The organism is Brevibacillus nigriterrae, assembly GCF_049846925.1.
Taxonomy (GTDB): Bacteria; Bacillota; Bacilli; order Brevibacillales; family Brevibacillaceae; genus Brevibacillus_H.
The window spans coordinates 172,156-189,972 of the sequence record NZ_JBNCMT010000003.1; the positions used below are offsets into that span (position 1 = coordinate 172,156).

The 17,817-nt window shown below is 45.8% G+C and carries 17 protein-coding genes; all 17 read left to right on the forward strand.

Features of this window, described 5'->3' with window-relative positions:
- The first annotated feature begins 31 nt into the window (after window positions 1-31).
- The 17 genes from aroC to ACPW7N_RS03815 all read left to right on the forward strand — a co-directional run bounded on the left by aroC (window position 32) and on the right by ACPW7N_RS03815 (window position 17,817).
- Window positions 32-1,192 (forward strand): chorismate synthase, encoded by a 1,161-nt coding sequence (gene aroC / locus ACPW7N_RS03735; RefSeq protein WP_425649668.1) that lies wholly within the window; start codon window positions 32-34, stop codon window positions 1,190-1,192.
- On the forward strand, window positions 1,192-2,295 hold the full coding sequence (gene aroB, locus ACPW7N_RS03740; protein ID WP_425649723.1) for a 3-dehydroquinate synthase: 1,104 nt from the start codon (window positions 1,192-1,194) through the stop codon (window positions 2,293-2,295). The genes aroC and aroB overlap by 1 nt, the downstream gene beginning before the upstream one ends.
- 3 nt (window positions 2,296-2,298) lie before the next feature.
- Window positions 2,299-2,670, forward strand: coding sequence for a chorismate mutase (gene aroH / locus ACPW7N_RS03745; RefSeq protein ID WP_425649724.1), 372 nt, complete (start codon window positions 2,299-2,301; stop codon window positions 2,668-2,670).
- 312 nt (window positions 2,671-2,982) lie between these two features.
- Window positions 2,983-4,518, forward strand: a complete 1,536-nt coding sequence (gene trpE, locus ACPW7N_RS03750; RefSeq protein ID WP_425649669.1) for an anthranilate synthase component I — start codon at window positions 2,983-2,985, stop codon at window positions 4,516-4,518.
- Entirely contained in the window at window positions 4,500-5,525 is a 1,026-nt protein-coding gene (gene trpD / locus ACPW7N_RS03755; protein WP_425649670.1) for an anthranilate phosphoribosyltransferase, read from the forward strand. The genes trpE and trpD overlap by 19 nt, the downstream gene beginning before the upstream one ends.
- On the forward strand, window positions 5,515-6,309 hold the full coding sequence (gene trpC, locus ACPW7N_RS03760; protein WP_425649671.1) for an indole-3-glycerol phosphate synthase TrpC: 795 nt from the start codon (window positions 5,515-5,517) through the stop codon (window positions 6,307-6,309). The genes trpD and trpC overlap by 11 nt, the downstream gene beginning before the upstream one ends.
- Complete coding sequence (locus tag ACPW7N_RS03765) at window positions 6,306-6,956, forward strand: phosphoribosylanthranilate isomerase (protein WP_425649672.1); 651 nt, start codon at window positions 6,306-6,308, stop codon at window positions 6,954-6,956. The genes trpC and ACPW7N_RS03765 overlap by 4 nt, the downstream gene beginning before the upstream one ends.
- Window positions 6,937-8,178 (forward strand): tryptophan synthase subunit beta, encoded by a 1,242-nt coding sequence (trpB, locus tag ACPW7N_RS03770; protein ID WP_425649673.1) that lies wholly within the window; start codon window positions 6,937-6,939, stop codon window positions 8,176-8,178. Before ACPW7N_RS03765 ends, trpB begins: the two co-directional genes overlap by 20 nt.
- Window positions 8,168-8,986 (forward strand): tryptophan synthase subunit alpha, encoded by an 819-nt coding sequence (trpA, locus tag ACPW7N_RS03775; protein WP_425649674.1) that lies wholly within the window; start codon window positions 8,168-8,170, stop codon window positions 8,984-8,986. The genes trpB and trpA overlap by 11 nt, the downstream gene beginning before the upstream one ends.
- A 31-nt stretch (window positions 8,987-9,017) precedes the next feature.
- Window positions 9,018-10,115, forward strand: a complete 1,098-nt coding sequence (gene hisC / locus ACPW7N_RS03780) for a histidinol-phosphate transaminase (RefSeq protein WP_425649675.1) — start codon at window positions 9,018-9,020, stop codon at window positions 10,113-10,115.
- Between the two features lie 125 nt (window positions 10,116-10,240).
- Window positions 10,241-11,341 (forward strand): prephenate dehydrogenase, encoded by a 1,101-nt coding sequence (locus ACPW7N_RS03785; RefSeq protein WP_425649676.1) that lies wholly within the window; start codon window positions 10,241-10,243, stop codon window positions 11,339-11,341.
- A gap of 21 nt (window positions 11,342-11,362) precedes the next feature.
- Window positions 11,363-12,655, forward strand: a complete 1,293-nt coding sequence (gene aroA / locus ACPW7N_RS03790; RefSeq protein ID WP_425649677.1) for a 3-phosphoshikimate 1-carboxyvinyltransferase — start codon at window positions 11,363-11,365, stop codon at window positions 12,653-12,655.
- A 346-nt stretch (window positions 12,656-13,001) separates the two neighbouring features.
- Window positions 13,002-14,123 (forward strand): hypothetical protein, encoded by a 1,122-nt coding sequence (locus ACPW7N_RS03795; RefSeq protein ID WP_425649678.1) that lies wholly within the window; start codon window positions 13,002-13,004, stop codon window positions 14,121-14,123.
- A gap of 152 nt (window positions 14,124-14,275) precedes the next feature.
- A complete protein-coding gene (locus ACPW7N_RS03800; protein WP_425649679.1) occupies window positions 14,276-14,869 on the forward strand; it encodes an RNA polymerase sigma factor in 594 nt (197 codons plus the stop codon).
- Window positions 14,866-15,492 carry a zf-HC2 domain-containing protein gene (locus ACPW7N_RS03805; protein ID WP_425649680.1) on the forward strand — a complete coding sequence of 209 codons (627 nt, stop codon included), beginning with the start codon at window positions 14,866-14,868 and terminating at the stop codon, window positions 15,490-15,492. Before ACPW7N_RS03800 ends, ACPW7N_RS03805 begins: the two co-directional genes overlap by 4 nt.
- A gap of 120 nt (window positions 15,493-15,612) precedes the next feature.
- A complete protein-coding gene (locus tag ACPW7N_RS03810; RefSeq protein ID WP_425649681.1) occupies window positions 15,613-16,554 on the forward strand; it encodes a tetratricopeptide repeat protein in 942 nt (313 codons plus the stop codon).
- Window positions 16,555-16,689: 135 nt separating this feature from the next.
- A complete protein-coding gene (locus ACPW7N_RS03815; protein WP_425649682.1) occupies window positions 16,690-17,817 on the forward strand; it encodes a hypothetical protein in 1,128 nt (375 codons plus the stop codon).

The following is a 17,817-nucleotide window of genomic DNA, read 5'->3' on the forward strand; positions in this document are numbered from 1 at the left end:
AAAGCGGTAAAGGGTAGGAGGAGAAATAGAGATGAGATATTTGACAGCGGGAGAATCCCATGGTCCGCAACTAACGGCAATCATTGAAGGGATACCAAGTAATTTGGCTATTTCACTGGAAAAGGTGAACGAGCAATTGCAGCGTCGACAAAAAGGCCATGGCCGTGGACGTCGTATGCAAATTGAAAAGGATCAGGTAAAAATTCTTTCCGGTGTCAGACACGGCTACACAACTGGTGCACCCATAACCCTCGTTGTTGAGAACAATGACTGGACGCACTGGAAAGAAATCATGAGTGTGGAGCCAGTAGCTGAGAATGCAGATCGCAGAAGAATTGCCCGCCCTCGTCCAGGTCACGCCGATCTGAATGGTGCGATTAAATACCACCAACGTGATATGCGCAATATTCTGGAAAGATCCAGTGCTCGTGAAACGACCGTGAGAGTGGCTGTCGGTGCGATTGCAAGACAACTGTTAGAACAGCTTGGCATTCTGGTTGGCGGTCAAGTGCTGCAAATCGGAGAAATCAAAGCAGAGCGAGTCGAGCTGCCCCTTGCTGAGTTAATTGAAAAAACGGAAGCCTCCCCTGTCCGTTGCCTGGACACCCACGCTGAGCCGCTCATGATGCAAGCCATTGACAAGGCCAAAGAAGACGGTGATTCTTTAGGCGGAATCGTGGAGGTCATCGTGGAAGGAGTTCCGGTTGGACTCGGCAGCCACGTCCAGTGGGACCGGAAGCTTGACGGAAAACTTGCACAAGCGGTAATGAGCATTCAAGCCTTCAAGGGAGTAGAAATTGGCATCGGTTTTGAAGCAGCGGGTACTCCTGGTTCAAGAGTACATGATGAGATCGAGTGGAAAGAAGGAGTAGGCTATACACGCAAAACCAACCGGGCAGGCGGGTTGGAAGGCGGTATGACAAACGGCATGCCAATCGTTGTGCGTGGCGTGATGAAGCCGATCCCGACTTTATATAAACCGTTAATGAGTGTGGATATCGATACAAGAGAGCCGTTCGAGGCAAGCATTGAGCGTTCTGATAGTTGCGCCGTTCCTGCTGCATCAGTAGTTGCAGAAGCGGTAATCGCCTGGGAGATTGCGAATGCAATCTGTGATAATTTCCACTCAGACTCCATGGATGATCTGAAAAAAGACATCGAGGAATACCGTACGTACTTGGAGAGCTTTTAATCATGAGCAAGACACTGAATGTTGAATTAGAAGAGCGTTCTTATCCCATTATCATTGGAGCAGGTTTGCTTGATCAGGCTGCCAAATTGCTTGCAGACAAGGGAATCAAGCAAGAGAACAAGCTGTTTATCGTGACGGATAGCAACGTAGCCCCTTTATACCTTGAAAAACTGACTAGACAGTTGCTTGATCAAGAATATCAAGTTTTCTCTCACGTAGTAGAAGCGGGCGAAAAGGCAAAGCAGTTGGCGGTCTATGAGCAGATCATGACCGAAGTGATTAATGCGGGACTTGACCGGAAATCAGTTATTTTAGCCCTTGGTGGCGGTGTAGTTGGCGACTTGGCTGGTTTCGTGGCAGCAACCTATATGAGAGGGATACGCTTCGTTCAGCTCCCGACTACACTTTTGGCACATGACAGCTCGGTCGGAGGAAAGGTTGCGATCAATCATCCCTTAGGAAAAAATCTGATTGGAGCTTTCCATCAGCCGATCATGGTGGTGTATGATACCGATGCCTTAAACAGCTTGCCTAAACGTGAAGTGGCGGCAGGCTTTGCGGAAGTGGTAAAGCACGCCTTATTATCAGACGAAGAGTTCGTTAACTGGCTAGAGGCTAACGCCGAGGAGCTCAATCAGCTAAAACCAGATTTGGTTGCCGAAGCCATCTATCGGGGATGCGCTGTCAAAACGGCAGTTGTATCTGCCGATGAAACCGAACAAGGCAAGCGAGCTTTACTGAATCTGGGCCATACATTTGGGCATGCCTTCGAGTCACTAAGCGAGTATGCTCAACTCAATCACGGTGAGGCGATCTCGATTGGCATGGTTTTGGCAGCAAAGGTGGCTGAGCAAATTGAAATTGCTCCCATTGGTACTGCTCATCGGACAAGAGAGATATTACAGGCGTTTAACCTGCCTGTTGATTGGCCACAAGGCTTTTCAACGGAGGAAGTTCTCGAAGTCATGCGTAGAGATAAAAAGAATGTTAGTGGAAAATTGGTGTTAGTGTTGCCAACTAGTATCGGAAATGCTGAAATAATTAAAAATATAGACGCAGATATCATCCTTCAGGTGATGCGAGAAGCTCAAGGGGGATTGTAATTGATGGGAGTTCGGGGGATACGAGGAGCCATTACCGTCGAAAACAATACGGTTGATGAGATTGTCTCTGCCACAGAATATGTACTAAGAGAAATGGTAGAGAGAAACGATGTTGCTGCAGAAGACATAGCAAGTGTATTAATCACGACGACAGAGGATCTGGACGCTGCATTTCCTGCACGAGCTGCGAGGAATCTGGTCAACTGGGATTATGTTCCACTGATGTGTGCCAGAGAAATACCTGTAGTCGGCAGCTTGCCACGCTGTATTCGTGTCATGATGCACGTAAATACGGACAAGAGTCAGAAGGACATCCAGCATGTCTTCCTACGGGACGCAGTAAAATTACGACCTGATTTGGCAATGCATAGTTGACATTTCAGATATGCTGTTTTAAAGTAAGTAGCAAGTTGCGAATGAGTTTCGCACAGTATGAGTATAGCTGAGAATGTAAGTTGAACAGATGAAGTGCAGAGCGAGTTTTAGAGTAGTAAGTCAAGTTTGAATTAGGTAAAACCAGAGTTTCAAGAGCAGGCAGTTAGTTGAGTAGAGCAGAGAAGAGATAGGTTGAGGAGAGTTGAGCTGAGACTCGGTTTATAGGATACGTCTATAAATCCAGGGACTTGGTCTCTGGATTTTTTTGCTATTCTCCTTCCTCCCCTCTTTTCCGAAAGAAGAGGTGATTTTGTGTTTTCCCCATCCATTTCAGAGGTATTGTCTCTATCCACCCAGTACAATTTTATTCCCATTCGACTCAGCATTTTGGCTGATCAGGAAACACCGATTCGCATTTATCAGAAGCTTCGTTCTACAGATTCATTTTTGCTGGAAAGTGTAGAAGGGGGTTCTCGCTGGGCCAGATATTCGTTTATTGGCTTGCATCCTTTTCTAACGTTGGAAGCCAAAGGCGAGCAGGCAGCGATCAAAAGAAGAGGCGAGCAAGAACAGATCGTTACAGGAAATCCCGTTCTCTTGTTGCAAGAATTGATGAAAGAGTACAACAGTCCGCAATTATCAGGCTTTCCTAGATTTACAGGGGGAGCGGTTGGATTTTTCGGATACAATACCCTTAATTATTTCGAACGGTTGCCACTCCATCAAAACGAAACCCAGGAGGTTCCTGACATCCGGTTTTTATTTGTGGATGAGTGTATAGCTTTTGATCATTTAAAACAGGAAATTCAGTTACTCATCCACCTCAGAATCAATCCAACAGATACAGAAGATGAGATCAGGGTAAATTACGACCTTGTCTGTAAAAGATTAAGCAAACTGGCAGATCGAGTGTTTGCAGATCTTCCATCAATGATTGCGAATGTTCCGATTCCATCAGCAGTCCCATCCGCTAGCAACCTGAAAGTCATTCCGAATATGGAGCAACAGGAATTCGAACGGATCGTTGAGCGAGCCAAAGAGTACATTGCCGCAGGTGATATTTTTCAGGTCGTGCTTTCTCAACGGTTCACAGTAGAGACGCAAATCGATCCATTTTCGGTTTATCGAGTTTTGCGGACGCTAAATCCATCTCCTTATATGTATTACCTGCAGTTTGAAGATGAGACATTAGTAGGAACCTCGCCTGAACTATTGGTTCGTGTGGAGGATCGCAAAGTCGAGATGAGGCCAATCGCAGGTACGAGAAAGCGTGGAGCCACCCCGGAAGAGGATGAGAATCTTGGAGCTGAATTGCTGTCAGATCCAAAGGAGAGAGCTGAACACTACATGCTCCTTGATCTGGGCCGAAATGATGTCGGTCGGGTATCAGAATACGGCTCAGTTGTTGTAGAGGAGCAAATGGTAATCGAGCATTACTCACATGTGATGCACATGGTTTCCCATGTTACTGGTCAATTACGGGAGGATCTGCATCCATTTGATGCCTTGCTCTCTGCATTCCCTGCGGGTACAGTCTCGGGAGCGCCAAAACTTCGAGCGATGGAAATTATCGCAGAGTTAGAACGTGATGCAAGACATACCTATGCCGGAGCAATCGGCTATCTCAGTTTTACGGGAAATATGGATACGTGCATTACCATTCGGACACTGTTGTTCAAGGACAATCAGGCGCACGTACAGGCTGGAGCAGGGATTGTAGCAGATTCCGTTCCACAGCTCGAGTATCAAGAAACAATCAACAAAGCGGCTGCACTGATTCGAGCACTTGATACGGCACAACAACTGTTTGCTCGCAAGGAGGCGAAAGCATGCTATCAGGAACGCTAGACAAAATCATGAAACGGGAACACCTGGATCGCACGTCAGCTTGTCTTGCGATGGGAGAGATTATGGATGGCAAGGCGACACCTGCGCAAATTGGTGCTTTCTTAGCTGGTTTGCGAGTAAAAGGCGAGCATGTTGATGAGATTATTGGTTTTGCACAGGCGATGCGTGCGCGTTCGGTGCAGTTGCCTATTCGATTGAACGGGCTGGTAGATACATGTGGTACAGGAGGTGACGGGAGTGAGACATTTAATATTTCTACTGCGGCAGCAATACTTGCAGCAAGTGGCGGAGTTAAAATCGCCAAACACGGAAATCGTGCCGTGTCCTCCCGGAGTGGAAGCGCAGATGTACTCGAGGCGTTGGGCGTTCCGATTACTTTAACACCGGAGAATGCAGCCGATTGTTTGGAGCGAACCAATCTCTGCTTCTTATTCGCACCTTTGTATCATCAGGCAATGAAGCACGCGGCAGGACCACGTAAAGAACTGGGGGTCCGAACGGTGTTTAATCTGTTAGGACCGCTTACCAACCCTGCCAAAGCAGATTTTCAATTGCTCGGCGTATACGATGCTTCCTTGATTGAAACAATCGCACAGGCATTACGTGAACTGGGAGTCAAGCGTGCACTGGTTGTTGCGGGGGAAGACGGTCTGGATGAATTGACAGTCACGGGGAAAAGCAGAGTGGCCGAGTTAAATAACGGTCAAATCGCAACATACACGATAACTCCTGAAGAATGTGGGCTTTCAAGGCACTCACTTGCGGAGTTGAAGGGCGGAGGCGCAGTCGAGAATGCCCGAATGATCATGGACATTTTCAAAGGGAAAAAAGGAGCACCGAGGGATATTACACTGCTCAATGCAGGTGCTATTCTCTATCTCGCTGGCAAAGCACCTTCGATTGATTTGGGCGTAATACAGGCTGCCTCATTGATCGAGTCCGGGCAAGTGCTTAGCAAATTGGAACAGATTCGTCAGGTGGCAGGGGGACTTACCAATGCTTCATAACATTGTCGATACGAAAAAACAAGAAGTCGAGCGACTCAAAGCCACAACAACCGAACAGGAACTAATCTCTCTTTGTCAGTCTGCGCCGACGCCAATGGGCTTTCGATCGGCTCTGGTAAATAGCTCTCGCCCGGTTAGTGTGATCGCTGAGGTGAAAAAGGCATCCCCTTCCAAAGGATTGATCCGACCGGATTTTGATCCGCTGGCGATTGCCCGATCATATAAGCAAGCAAACGTTGAGGCAATTTCCGTTTTAACCGATCAGCAATATTTTCAAGGTCATGCGGAGTATCTTAGGCAAATTCGCCAGCAGGTACAACTCCCTATTTTGCGAAAAGACTTTCTAATCGACGAGCTGCAAATTCTTGAATCCCGTTCACTGGGAGCAGATTGTATTTTGTTGATCGCAGCCATATTAGATCCCTATCAACTCCAGCATTTTTCACAGGTAGCTGAAGAGTTAGGAATGGATGTATTGCTTGAAGTGCATGATGCAGTGGAAATGGAGACAGCATTGACTCATGCCGGACCGACTCTTTTAGGAATAAACAATCGGAATTTGCGCACTTTTACAACGTCTCTGCAAACGACAGAGGAATTAATCAAAATGGTTCCTTCGGATATACCCGTTGTCAGTGAAAGCGGTATTGCCACCAAGGAAGACATCACGTATCTGTACAACCTGGGAGCTCGGGCTGTACTGGTTGGCGAACACTTCATGAGGCAGTCTTCTGTAGAAAAAGCAGTAACGGATTTGGTAGGCGAGAGAGTGGTTCGGATATGACAGTGATCAAAATATGCGGGATAAAAGATGCAAAGACGCTGGAGCTGTTATCGGATTTGCAAGTTGATTATGCAGGCTTTGTCTTTGCTCCCAGTAAACGTCAGGTAACAGGTGAGCACGCTCGCCAACTGGTTGAACAAGCTAGCAGATATCCACGATTGGCAGGTGTGTTCGTAAATCCCGCATTGCAAGAAGTGAGCGATGTGCTGGAGGCAGTTTCTCTCGATGTTGTTCAGCTTCACGGGGACGAAAGTACAGAATTCATTGAAGCGCTGAAAAATAAGACTAACTGCCAGATTTGGAAGGCCATTCGAGTGCAAAATTGCCAACAGGTACTAGAGGCAATAGGACGATATGCTCTGCTTGTAGATGCATTCCTGCTGGATGCCTACCATCCCACGCAGGCTGGTGGAACAGGTGAGCGGTTTAGCTGGGAACAAATTTCAGAAGTGAGCGAGAGTTTTGGTGATAAACCGTTCTTTGTTGCAGGTGGAATATCACTGGAAAATGTGGATGAACTGCTAACCAGGTATGCAGTGTCATGCGTTGATATATCAAGCGGGGTAGAGACTGATCAGGTGAAAGACCCTGTGAAGATCAGGAGCTTTGTGGAGAGGGTGAGAGCGTGTGAAGCAAGTAGAAGATAAATCAATCGTTGTACCAGATGAGCATGGACGATTTGGAAAATTTGGTGGAAAGTATGTCCCGGAAACATTGATGAACGCTTTGTCAGAATTGGAAGAAGCCTTTGCAGAAGCTAGAAAGGATACAGCTTTCCTGAATGAATTGAATCATTTGCTAAGTGACTATGCAGGTCGACCAACTCCCCTGTATTTTGCCGAACGTCTGACAGAGCATCTGGGTGGAGCGCAAATCTATTTGAAACGGGAAGATCTCAACCATACAGGAGCACATAAGCTCAACAATGCCATCGGTCAAGGCCTGCTAGCCAAACGGATGGGCAAAAAGTCGATTATTGCCGAGACAGGAGCAGGTCAACACGGGGTTGCAAGTGCCACGGTTGCGGCTAAATTGGGACTTTCTTGCAAGGTATTCATGGGAGAGGAAGACATCAAACGCCAGGAGCTGAACGTGTTTCGCATGAAGCTGCTAGGTGCAGAAGTGATTCCCGCAACAAGCGGTACACGGACATTGAAAGACGCTACAAACGAGGCGATTCGCTATTGGGTCAGCCATGTAGAGGATACGTTTTACGTGATCGGCTCCGTAGTGGGGCCACACCCGTACCCTTATATGGTTCGAGAATTCCAGAAGATTATTGGCGAAGAGACGAGATCACAGATCCTTTTGCAGGTAGGAAGACTCCCGGATGAAGTCATAGCGTGTGTTGGCGGAGGAAGTAACGCAATGGGAATGTTCTACCCGTTTATTCAGGATGAACAAGTGAAGCTTCGTGGTGTAGAGGCAGCAGGACATGGAACAAATACAGACAAACACGCTGCAACCTTGACACTAGGAAAGCCAGGAGTGGTACATGGCGCCCTTACGTATCTGTTGCAGGATGAATACGGTCAGATTCAGGAAGCACATTCGATCTCGGCCGGTCTTGATTATCCGGGCGTTGGTCCCGAGCATGCCTACTTAAAAGATTCGGGTCGTGTGACTTATACGGCAGTTACCGATCAGGAAGCGCTAGATGCGCTGCAAATCCTTTGTCAGACAGAAGGGATCATCCCTGCCTTGGAGAGTGCACATGCACTGGCTGAAGTGGTGAAGCTTGCTCCGCAGTTATCGAAAGACAAGATCCTCGTGGTTTGCTTATCAGGACGTGGCGATAAAGACGTGGCCACATTGCAAACCCATATCAACACCAGTAGTGGGAATGGAGGGGTAAGTAATGATCGCTAGTCAAAATCGTATTGATCAGCTATTTCTCGACCGCACAAAGAAACGATTTATTCCGTTCATTACAGTCGGTGACCCTACGTTGGAAATCTCGGAACGAATTGTGGAAGCACTCGTAGAAGCGGGAGCAGACCTGATTGAGTTGGGTATTCCATACTCCGATCCACTTGCAGATGGTCCAGTGATCCAACGGGCTTCCGGTCGCGCGCTTGCCGCTCAGGTGACATTGCCGAAGGTTTTGGCGTTTATCAAAAATCTGCGGAACAAGGGAATAACAACGCCATTCGTTCTCTTTTCTTATTACAATCCGATTTTGCAGTATGGCGTTGAAAGACTGTTCGCTGATTTAGCTGAAGCGGGTGCAGATGGAGCCGTGATTCCTGATTTGCCTTATGAAGAAAACGAAGAAGCACTAGCAGCAGCCAAACGATATGGCGCGCATCTCATTTCACTCGTTGCCCCGACGTCTGAAACACGGGTAGCCAAGATCAGCAGCAAAGCAAGCGGATTTATTTATTGCGTCTCTTCGCTTGGTGTAACTGGGGTTCGTTCAGAATTCCACAATAACGTGCTACCATTTATCAATCAGGTTCGTTCCCATTCAGAAGTGCCTGTTGCGGTAGGGTTTGGAATATCGACACCAGAACAGGTGCGTGAGTTTGCTGGATATGCTGATGGGGTGATTGTGGGAAGTGCGATTGTACAACAAGTCGAGGCGAATCTCCCGTTGCTGTTAGACAAGGCAACACGTGAGGAAGGGCTAGGCAAGATAAAAACCTTTGTACAAAACTTGGCAGGTGCGTTAAAATAACAGGAAAAAATCTGTTTGGAGTGATACTGGAATGCGTCCTAAGAAACAAATCTTGAGCGTGCCTGTCTACCAACCAGGTAAACCCATCGATGAGGTAAAGCGTGAATTGGGATTAACAGAAGTTATCAAGCTTGCCTCGAATGAAAATCCATATGGCTGTTCGCCGAAAGCTAAAGAAGCGATCCTGGGTCAATTGGATTCATTAGCGATTTATCCTGATGGTGGTAGCATGTTGCTTCGTTGGGAACTGGCTGATTTCTTGCAAGTTAATCCGAATCAGCTCATCTTTGGCAACGGGTCCGACGAAATCGTACAACTGATCACTCGTGCTTATCTGGAGCAAGGTACGAACACAGTCATGGCAACACCGACATTCCCGCAATATCGCTCCAATGCAACCATTGACGGGGCTGCTCTCGTGGAAGTGCCTTTGAAAGAGGGAGTCCACGATCTGGAGGCAATGGCTGCTGCTATTACTTCAGAAACGAGAGTGGTTTGGGTATGTAACCCGAACAACCCATCTGGAACTATCGTTACGACCAAGGAACTGACTGACTTCATGGCAAAGGTTCCTGCTGACGTAATGGTCGTACTCGATGAGGCATACTACGAATACGTTGTGGATGAGCAGTATCCTGAGACGATTCCTATGCTTGATCAGTACCCGAATATGATCGTGCTTCGTACATTCTCCAAAATTCACGGATTGGCTGCTCTTCGCATTGGCTATGGTGTAGCTTCAGAAGAGATTATCAATAATCTGAATCGAGTTCGTGAACCTTTTAATACAAGCAGTTTGGCTCAAGCAGCAGCGCGTGCATCTCTTGCAGATACAGGTTTCGTACATAATTGCAAAGAGCAGAACCGCACTGGGATGAAACAATTAACAGACAAATTTGATGCTCTAGGACTCGACTATTACCCGTCACAAGCGAATTTTATCCTAGTTAATCTCAAATTGGATTCAGATGTCGTATTCCGCAAATTGCTGGAACAAGGATTCATCGTACGTTCCGGAAATGCACTCGGATTCCCTGGTTATCAGCGAATCACGGTAGGAACACCAGAGCAGAATGAGAAACTGTTGGCGGCTGTTGAGTCAGTTCTCGCAAGTACCTTGCAAAAATAATGAGCGTGATGTTGATGTCGGTAACGTAATGTGCGTGCCGACATCTTTGTATATCTATTCATTGCTGCAAGTTGCAAGATGCAGCAAAAGTAAATGCCCTGGTAAATAGAAAGAGGGATGTGGAGATGAAAACAACCATAGCTGTACTTGGCGTAGGGTTAATTGGAGGCTCAATCGCCTTGTCGCTGCGGCAAAATCCTGACCATCGGCTGATTGGCTTCGATGTGCGGGAAGATTTTGTTGATAAAGCATTAACGAATGGCGTATTACACTCAGGATCGACGAATTTGAAAGTAGTTGTACAAGATGCTGATGTAATCATCCTTTCTACTCCGGTAGAACAAATCAACGATCTGTTACAACAGCTGGCTGACCTGGACCTGAAACCGGGTGCGATCGTAACCGATGTAGGCAGCACAAAACTTCAAATAATGGAGTACGCAATGAGACTTGCCTCCAAAGGCGTTACCTTCATAGGTGGGCATCCGATGGCAGGTTCTCACAAATCAGGGGTAGACGCTGCTACTGATCGTTTATTTGAGAACGCCTATTATGTGCTTACGCCAAATGAAAATGCGTCCGAAGAGCAGATTGAAAAATTAAAAAATATTTTGTCGTACACAAAAGCCAAACTCGTCGTAATGGATCCTGCTGAACATGATCGGGTAGTAGGAGCCGTCAGTCATTTTCCACATATTTTGGCAGCTGTTCTCGTCAATCAAGTTGCCAAATACAACAATGAAAGTGAATGGCATCATCGCCTTGCTGCGGGAGGGTTCCGTGATATTACTAGAATCGCATCCAGCAATCCACGGATGTGGCGGGATGTATTGCTGAATAACCGGGACTTTTTGTTGCAAATTGCGAGTGACTGGCGCAGGGAACTAGACGAGATCATGCAGTTGGTGCAAGAAGGAAATCGAAATGAGATCGAGCAGTTTTTTGTCTCTGCACGAGAGTTTAGGGAGAGCCTTCCTGAAAAGCGAAAAGGCGCCTTGCCAGCATTGTATGACTTGTACATTGATATCCCTGACCATCCTGGTGAGATTGGAAGAATAACTACACTCTTGGGTGCAAAGGAAATCAGCATCACCAATCTGCGAATTATCGAGAATCGGGAAGACATTTATGGTGCCTTGCGCATTACCTTCCGAAGCGAAACCGAGCTGGAGAAGGGTGAAGAGCTTTTGCGATTCTTTGAATACAACGTTTACCGCAGGGATTAATCAATAGAGAGGAGAGTTACTGTGCTAACTGTTAGAAAAGCTCAAAAGATAGAGGGTAAAGTAAAGGTTCCTGGTGACAAATCCATATCCCATCGTGCGGTAATGTTCGGGTCGTTGGCAGAAGGGACAACCCATATTACCGGTTTTCTGCCTGGAGCAGACTGCTTGAGTACGATCAGTTGTTTTCGAAAACTGGGCATCGAGATCGAGCAGGATGGAGACAAGGTTACCGTGCATGGGAGAGGTTGGCATGGCTTGACGGAGCCACACGAAATTCTCGATGTGGGCAACTCCGGTACGACGATTCGCCTGATATCTGGTGTTCTTTCAACTCAAGCGTTTCATTCTGTTTTAATCGGGGACGAATCCATTGGTAAACGCCCGATGCGTCGAGTGGTAAATCCGCTACGTGAGATGGGTGCCAAGATTGATGGACGCAAAAATGGAGAATTCACACCACTCACAATTCGTGGTACCGAGCTACAGGGAATTCACTATCAGTCTCCTGTAGCCAGTGCCCAAGTGAAGTCAGCCATTTTACTGGCTGGCTTGCAAGCAAAGGGAACCACTGTTGTGGAAGAACCAATGCTCTCAAGAGACCATACAGAGCGAATGCTCCGTGCTTTCGGTGTAGAAGTCAAGCAAGACGGATTACGTGTATCAGTTGAAGGTGGCCAATCATTAAAAGGACGAGATATTGTCGTACCTGGTGATATTTCTTCTGCGGCATTCCTTATTGCTGCGGTCATGATGATCCCTGGAAGTTCGCTTGTTATCGAAAATGTTGGAATTAACCCGAGTCGAACGGGAATCATTGATGTCGTGAAGGCAATGGGCGGACGAATCGATATCGTCAATGAAAGAGTCGTAAACGAAGAACCAGTTGCTGATCTCCATGTGTATCACTCGAAGTTGCGGGGAATCACCATAGAAGGAGATTTGATTCCGAGGCTGATCGATGAAATCCCTGTCATAGCGGTGATGGCGACACAAGCGGTAGGGACAACAACGATTCGAGATGCGGAAGAATTGAAAGTAAAAGAGACGAATCGCATTGATTCCGTTGTAGCTCAACTCGGAAAACTGCAGGCAAGTGTACAACCTACAGATGATGGAATGATTATTAACGGTGAACAAAAGTTACAAGGTGCAACCATCGACAGCATGGGAGACCATCGGATTGGGATGGCAATGGCAATCGCTGGACTTGCAGCAGAAGGGGAAACAGTTGTCACCAATGCGGAAGCGATCCATGTCTCCTTCCCGGGATTTGCAGAATTACTGACAGAGATCACAACTGCTGTTCACAGCTAATTGATTTTTGAACCAGAAGGTACTGGAGTGAAACATTCCGGTACCTTTTGTTATGTTACAAGAAAGTAAGAAATGAGAGAATGTTAAATCAAATTAGAAAAAAATGTTTGACAAGCGCTTACATTTGAATATAATTAAAAATACAGTATGGTTTCTCTCCACTCCTATCCAATAAATGTTAAGCACGATTGTGCTACCCACCGTTTTGAATGCGCTTACATAGTTAGCGACGGTGGTCTTTTTTTTGCCCTTTTTTTGTTGTAGGATGAGTGTCAGGAATTTTTTAGTGAATTGGTCATATTCTCCTAGTAGTGTGCATGTTGAGGTGGACAGGGGGAGAGTACCAATGAATCAATCGTTGATTCTGCGGGGAGGAACCGTTGTTACAGGATCTGGGCTGCAAACAGCAGATATTGCGATTAAGAATGGGAAAATTCAGTGCGTTTTGCCTGATTACCGATTGCTTTCCAAACAAAAAGTTGACTCGAATAACTTGCCAGAAATTATTGATATAAGCAGTTTCTTTGTATTGCCAGGTTTTATCTCTCTTCATCCAGGGAATCGAATCGCACAATCCGCTGACAAGATGAATGGTCAGATACAATCTTTTCTTGCACGAGGCATTACCAGCTTTGTTGATATTCTTCCATTACATATTTGGGAGGGAAAGGATCGTCTTGCCTATTTACTGAATCCATTTCAATCAAGCGAAATGGATTATGCCGTGCGCATCCAATTGCCCGTTGAAAAGTTCACCTATGCGCATGTTCGTATCCTTCGTTCATTAGGACATCGTTGGATCGATGTAATGGTCCATTCGAAGGAACAATTAAATGAGATTGAATGGGACAAACTGTATCCGCTTTTGGCTCAACATCACATTTTCTTGTCGCTTGTGATTCCGGGCGATGGTAACCTTTCACAATCAGAGCGAGAGCAAATAAAATATGAGTGGTATGAGTTATGTAGATATGGAAATATCCGATCGTTGGTGCAAGGAAAACGAAAACATAGACTAAACGATGATTATTATCTGATCCAGCAATTATCTCCGACTGAAATCCCTGAACATCTTTCTGCGATTCGTGAGAATAACTGGTTAGCACTTGAGCCGATCGTTGCATCATTTGAAGATTGGGTGGAACCAATAGCAACAAAAGGCTGGACAGGTGAAGATCTTTTGGCAGTCCTTGTACGCCTTGCAAGTGCCAATGTGGCAAAGACAGTCGGACTCTTTCCTTACAAGGGTTGTCTTGCTCCTGGAGCCGATGCAGACCTCGTTTTGTTAGAGAAATCTGAATGGTTGACAAATTTTGATCGATCCACTATGCTCAAAATTAGCGAAATATGTCTTCCAACTTATGTCATGACGAAAGGTCAGTGGCAGTATGTTTTTGGCAAGCAAGTTCTTCAAAGTACCAATGGTGAATACTTGCAACAATTAAAACCGTACAATTATACCATTTAACCCCGCAATTGGGGGTTTTTTCGTAAAGGATTCTGTCGAAACATGCAGAAAGAAAAAAGTATGTAAAGAAGTGCGCAACTTTTGACGCCTCCATCGGTCTAATGTAGTAAGAGCCGATGGGGGATCGGCATCGCTTGGGAGGTAACCTACGAATGACCGATTCCCGATTAATTCGTGAAATCAAAGAAGGTAATGTCGAATGCTATGCAGAGCTGATAACAAGGTATGAGAAGAAGATTCTTCTCTTTGTCCTGCACATGTTGCGCCAATCTCATTTAGAGCATATGGCAGAAGACATTTGTCAGGAAACCTTTTATAAAGCGTACAAAAGCATTCACTCGTTTCGAGATGTAGAAGCTACTTTTTCTACGTGGCTGTACACAATCGCTCGCAATACGGTTTTGAGTGAACTGCGCAAAAGTCGAAACTCTGACGTGTATCTCGAGGACACGCTTCAAGAGCCAATTTCTTCATTTGAGCGACTTCCTGAGCAGCAATTACTCCAGACCGAGCGAGAAGTTTTGGTACGTCAGGCAATTAACAGTTTGCCAGAGAAGCAGCGTTCTGCGCTAATCCTGCGAGAGTATGAGCAGATGGATTATACCGAAATTGCTACCATTCTTGATTTAACTGTGAGTTCAGTCAAATCTTTGCTTTTCCGGGCTCGGCAAAGTATTAAAAACCAATTAGAGTCCTATATCGTGGACCCTTACCTTGAAGAAGCCGAAGGGATGAACAAGCGATGAAATGTGAAGAAGTCCAAGACCTTATAATCGAATATACCGATCAAAAACTGCCTGAGTTGACGAAGCGAAGGGTAGATCAACATCTGGATACCTGTGAGTCATGCAGTGCAGACTATGAGGTTTGGATGGAGAGCAGCACTTGGCTTCCGGTCGAAAAAGATCTTACTGCTCAGGTAGCATCTTCGAAATCGATCGTTGATTCTGTTATGGCTCGAATTCTTTCTGAAGAGAAGTGGGCTATACCGATTGGAAGAAAAGTATTCACTCTCACTGCCCGTATGCGTCAATTTGGTGCGAGTGCTGCCGTCATTTTACTCATGCTTAGTGCCTTTGCGGTGTTTTCTAACTCAACGCAAGAAACATATGTGGCTGGTGTCGATGTAGGTACAACAACCTCGAAAACACAGGTTGTGTCATCGGAAATCTCAACCTCTGAGGGGATCGTAGAAGTTGTTTCCGATTTACCAACTACTGAGGTTACCGAGATAGCATCACCACCCGTTATCATTGATAATAATCAGTCTGTTCCTACAGGTCCGAATTACACGTTAATTATCGGTTTCTTTGGTATCCTGATAACAGTAATCGGTTCGAGCTGGTTGATGAGAGTAGAGAAGCGATAATTTCCCCAAATAATATACAAAGAAGAACTGTCAGTTGGCAGTTCTTTTTTATTTCATTCTGTTTTCTTTCCACTACTATTTGTATTATGATAGGGTGACTAGAATAGAAGAGGTGCACTTATGCCGAAAAAATGGATACAAGTTATACATGAAGCGATTAACAAAATTGAAAATAATGAAGTTGATCTCGGAATACAAGTATTGCAAAAGGTACAGGAGCACGGGAAAGAATTGCCGGAAGTGATGCTTTATCTTGCCGAGATTTGGTATCAGTTAGGGCATTATGACAAAGCATCACAGTTATTGCAGGAAGTCTTGTCCTCTCCAGCACAGATTGAACCTGAGTTGCGTCAAGACGGAGAATTGATGCTGGCAGAGATCTTTCTAGAGGATGGGGATTATGAGCAGGCACAGTCAGTCCTTTACAAGCTAAAGGAAGAGGGTTGTGAAGAACTGCAATTATATCTGTTGCTAGCTGACCTTTATTCGATGCAGGATTTGGAAGAAGTGGCGATCAAGTATCTGGAGCTCGCACGGGAGAAGGAACCAGACAATGAAGATATTTGTGCCGCTCTCGGCGAAATGTACGCTCGTCTTGGGAATGTAGAGAAGACGGTCGAACTGCTTGGCGAAGGCAATGAGCATACGCTTAGTACGTTATTGCTTCGAGGCAGAATGATGGCTCAGCAAGGTAGCTTTGAAGAGGCCTACCAGGCATACAAGCAAGCGTTTGCGATAGAACAGGCACCAGAAATTTTGTTTGGCTTTGGATTGATGGCTTTCCATACCGGCAAATTAGAGGAGGCACAAAAACTACTCGAAATGCTAATCGTTCTAGATGAAGAATACATAACTGCATACCCGGCGCTCTCCGATGTATACCTGTCCATGGGGGAGTCGGCCAAAGCCATAACCGCTTTACAGAAATATGTGGAGTTATCCGGTTTTGACCTTGATCAGATTCGCCGTTTAGTTGCCTTGTTGACTCAGGCAGGACGGTATGAGGAAGCAAAAGAATATCAGACGCTGTTGGATCAATGGGATATTGATGAAGAGATGTAAGTCGTTGTTTTGACGAAGGAGTTGCCTATTTTGGGCAACTTCTTTTTTTATCTGTCAGTGTCTTATCGTAAGTTTGACCGAAGTATATTTTGGCTACAATGGTTAGCAAGAATCGATAAGATAGAAGGGATTCCAATGAATTTGGCAGAGATTATGGTCTTCACGGACATCAGACAGCTCAACCAAATCGCCAGACACTACTCTCTTAGTTGTGACCCCCATTCCAAAAACGAGTTGATTACGACTCTACTGATGAATGTGAAGCAGAGAGGGACGATCCAGCAGGAGGTATCCAGTCTTTCTACGGATGAAGTGCATTTTTTGCTCCTGCTGTTTTTGGATAAACGCAATCAGTATTCACTCGAGGATTTGCTTGCCAAAGCTGGGGTTGCCCTTTATCAGACAGGAGCAGAACGAAAAGATGAAATGCGCAAAGTCATCACGAGTGCATTGAAAAGAGGCTGGATTTTCCCGGCGAAAGGAAATGTACAAGGTCAGTTTCAGGTTCCTGTTGATCTAAGAGAGCCTTACGTACAGGCATGGCTGGATATGTGGAAGAAGCAGGAGAATCGTGTGGCCACAGACCGACGAGACATACCGGCGTATCGTGATGAAGGTTCAGCGATGTGTGATGACATGTATCAACTGTTGCGGTTTCTCGAAAGCGAACCAGTACCTTTGACAGCAGAGGGCGGGATGTATAAACGGTACCAGCTTCAATTGCTCAAATTCATGTCAGTTCCCGAAGAGCCGCTTTCTCCACAAAAATGGAGGTTTGGCTACGGGTTACATTTCGATCTGTATCCTGACCGATTCAGTCTCTTATATGACTACTGCTACTACCAAAGATGGCTCCGGGAATCTGACGGACATGTAGAAGTAACAGAACGTGGTCTGGAGCAGCTAATGAAGCCATTTCAAGAGCATACGCATTACGATTTGATCCGCTTCTGGCTGCGATTATACAAGCGCGCGATACCCAATTTACCCATGCTTGTACAATTAATCCCGTTCATGTCTAAAGGAGAGTGGATCGCACAAGAAGATTTGCAATATACGCTCTTGCCCTGGTTGAAATCGTTCTACTACGATGATTCCCAAAACATCCTGACGAATCGAATCCTGAAAATGATGGTTCACCTAGGGTTGCTAAAGGTGGGGGAGTACGGTTCATCTGACTGGGTTTACGCCAGTACAAATGCATGTCACACCTGGTTAAAACAATACAATGGCTTCACCGAATCAACGATTTTGTTGAAGTGA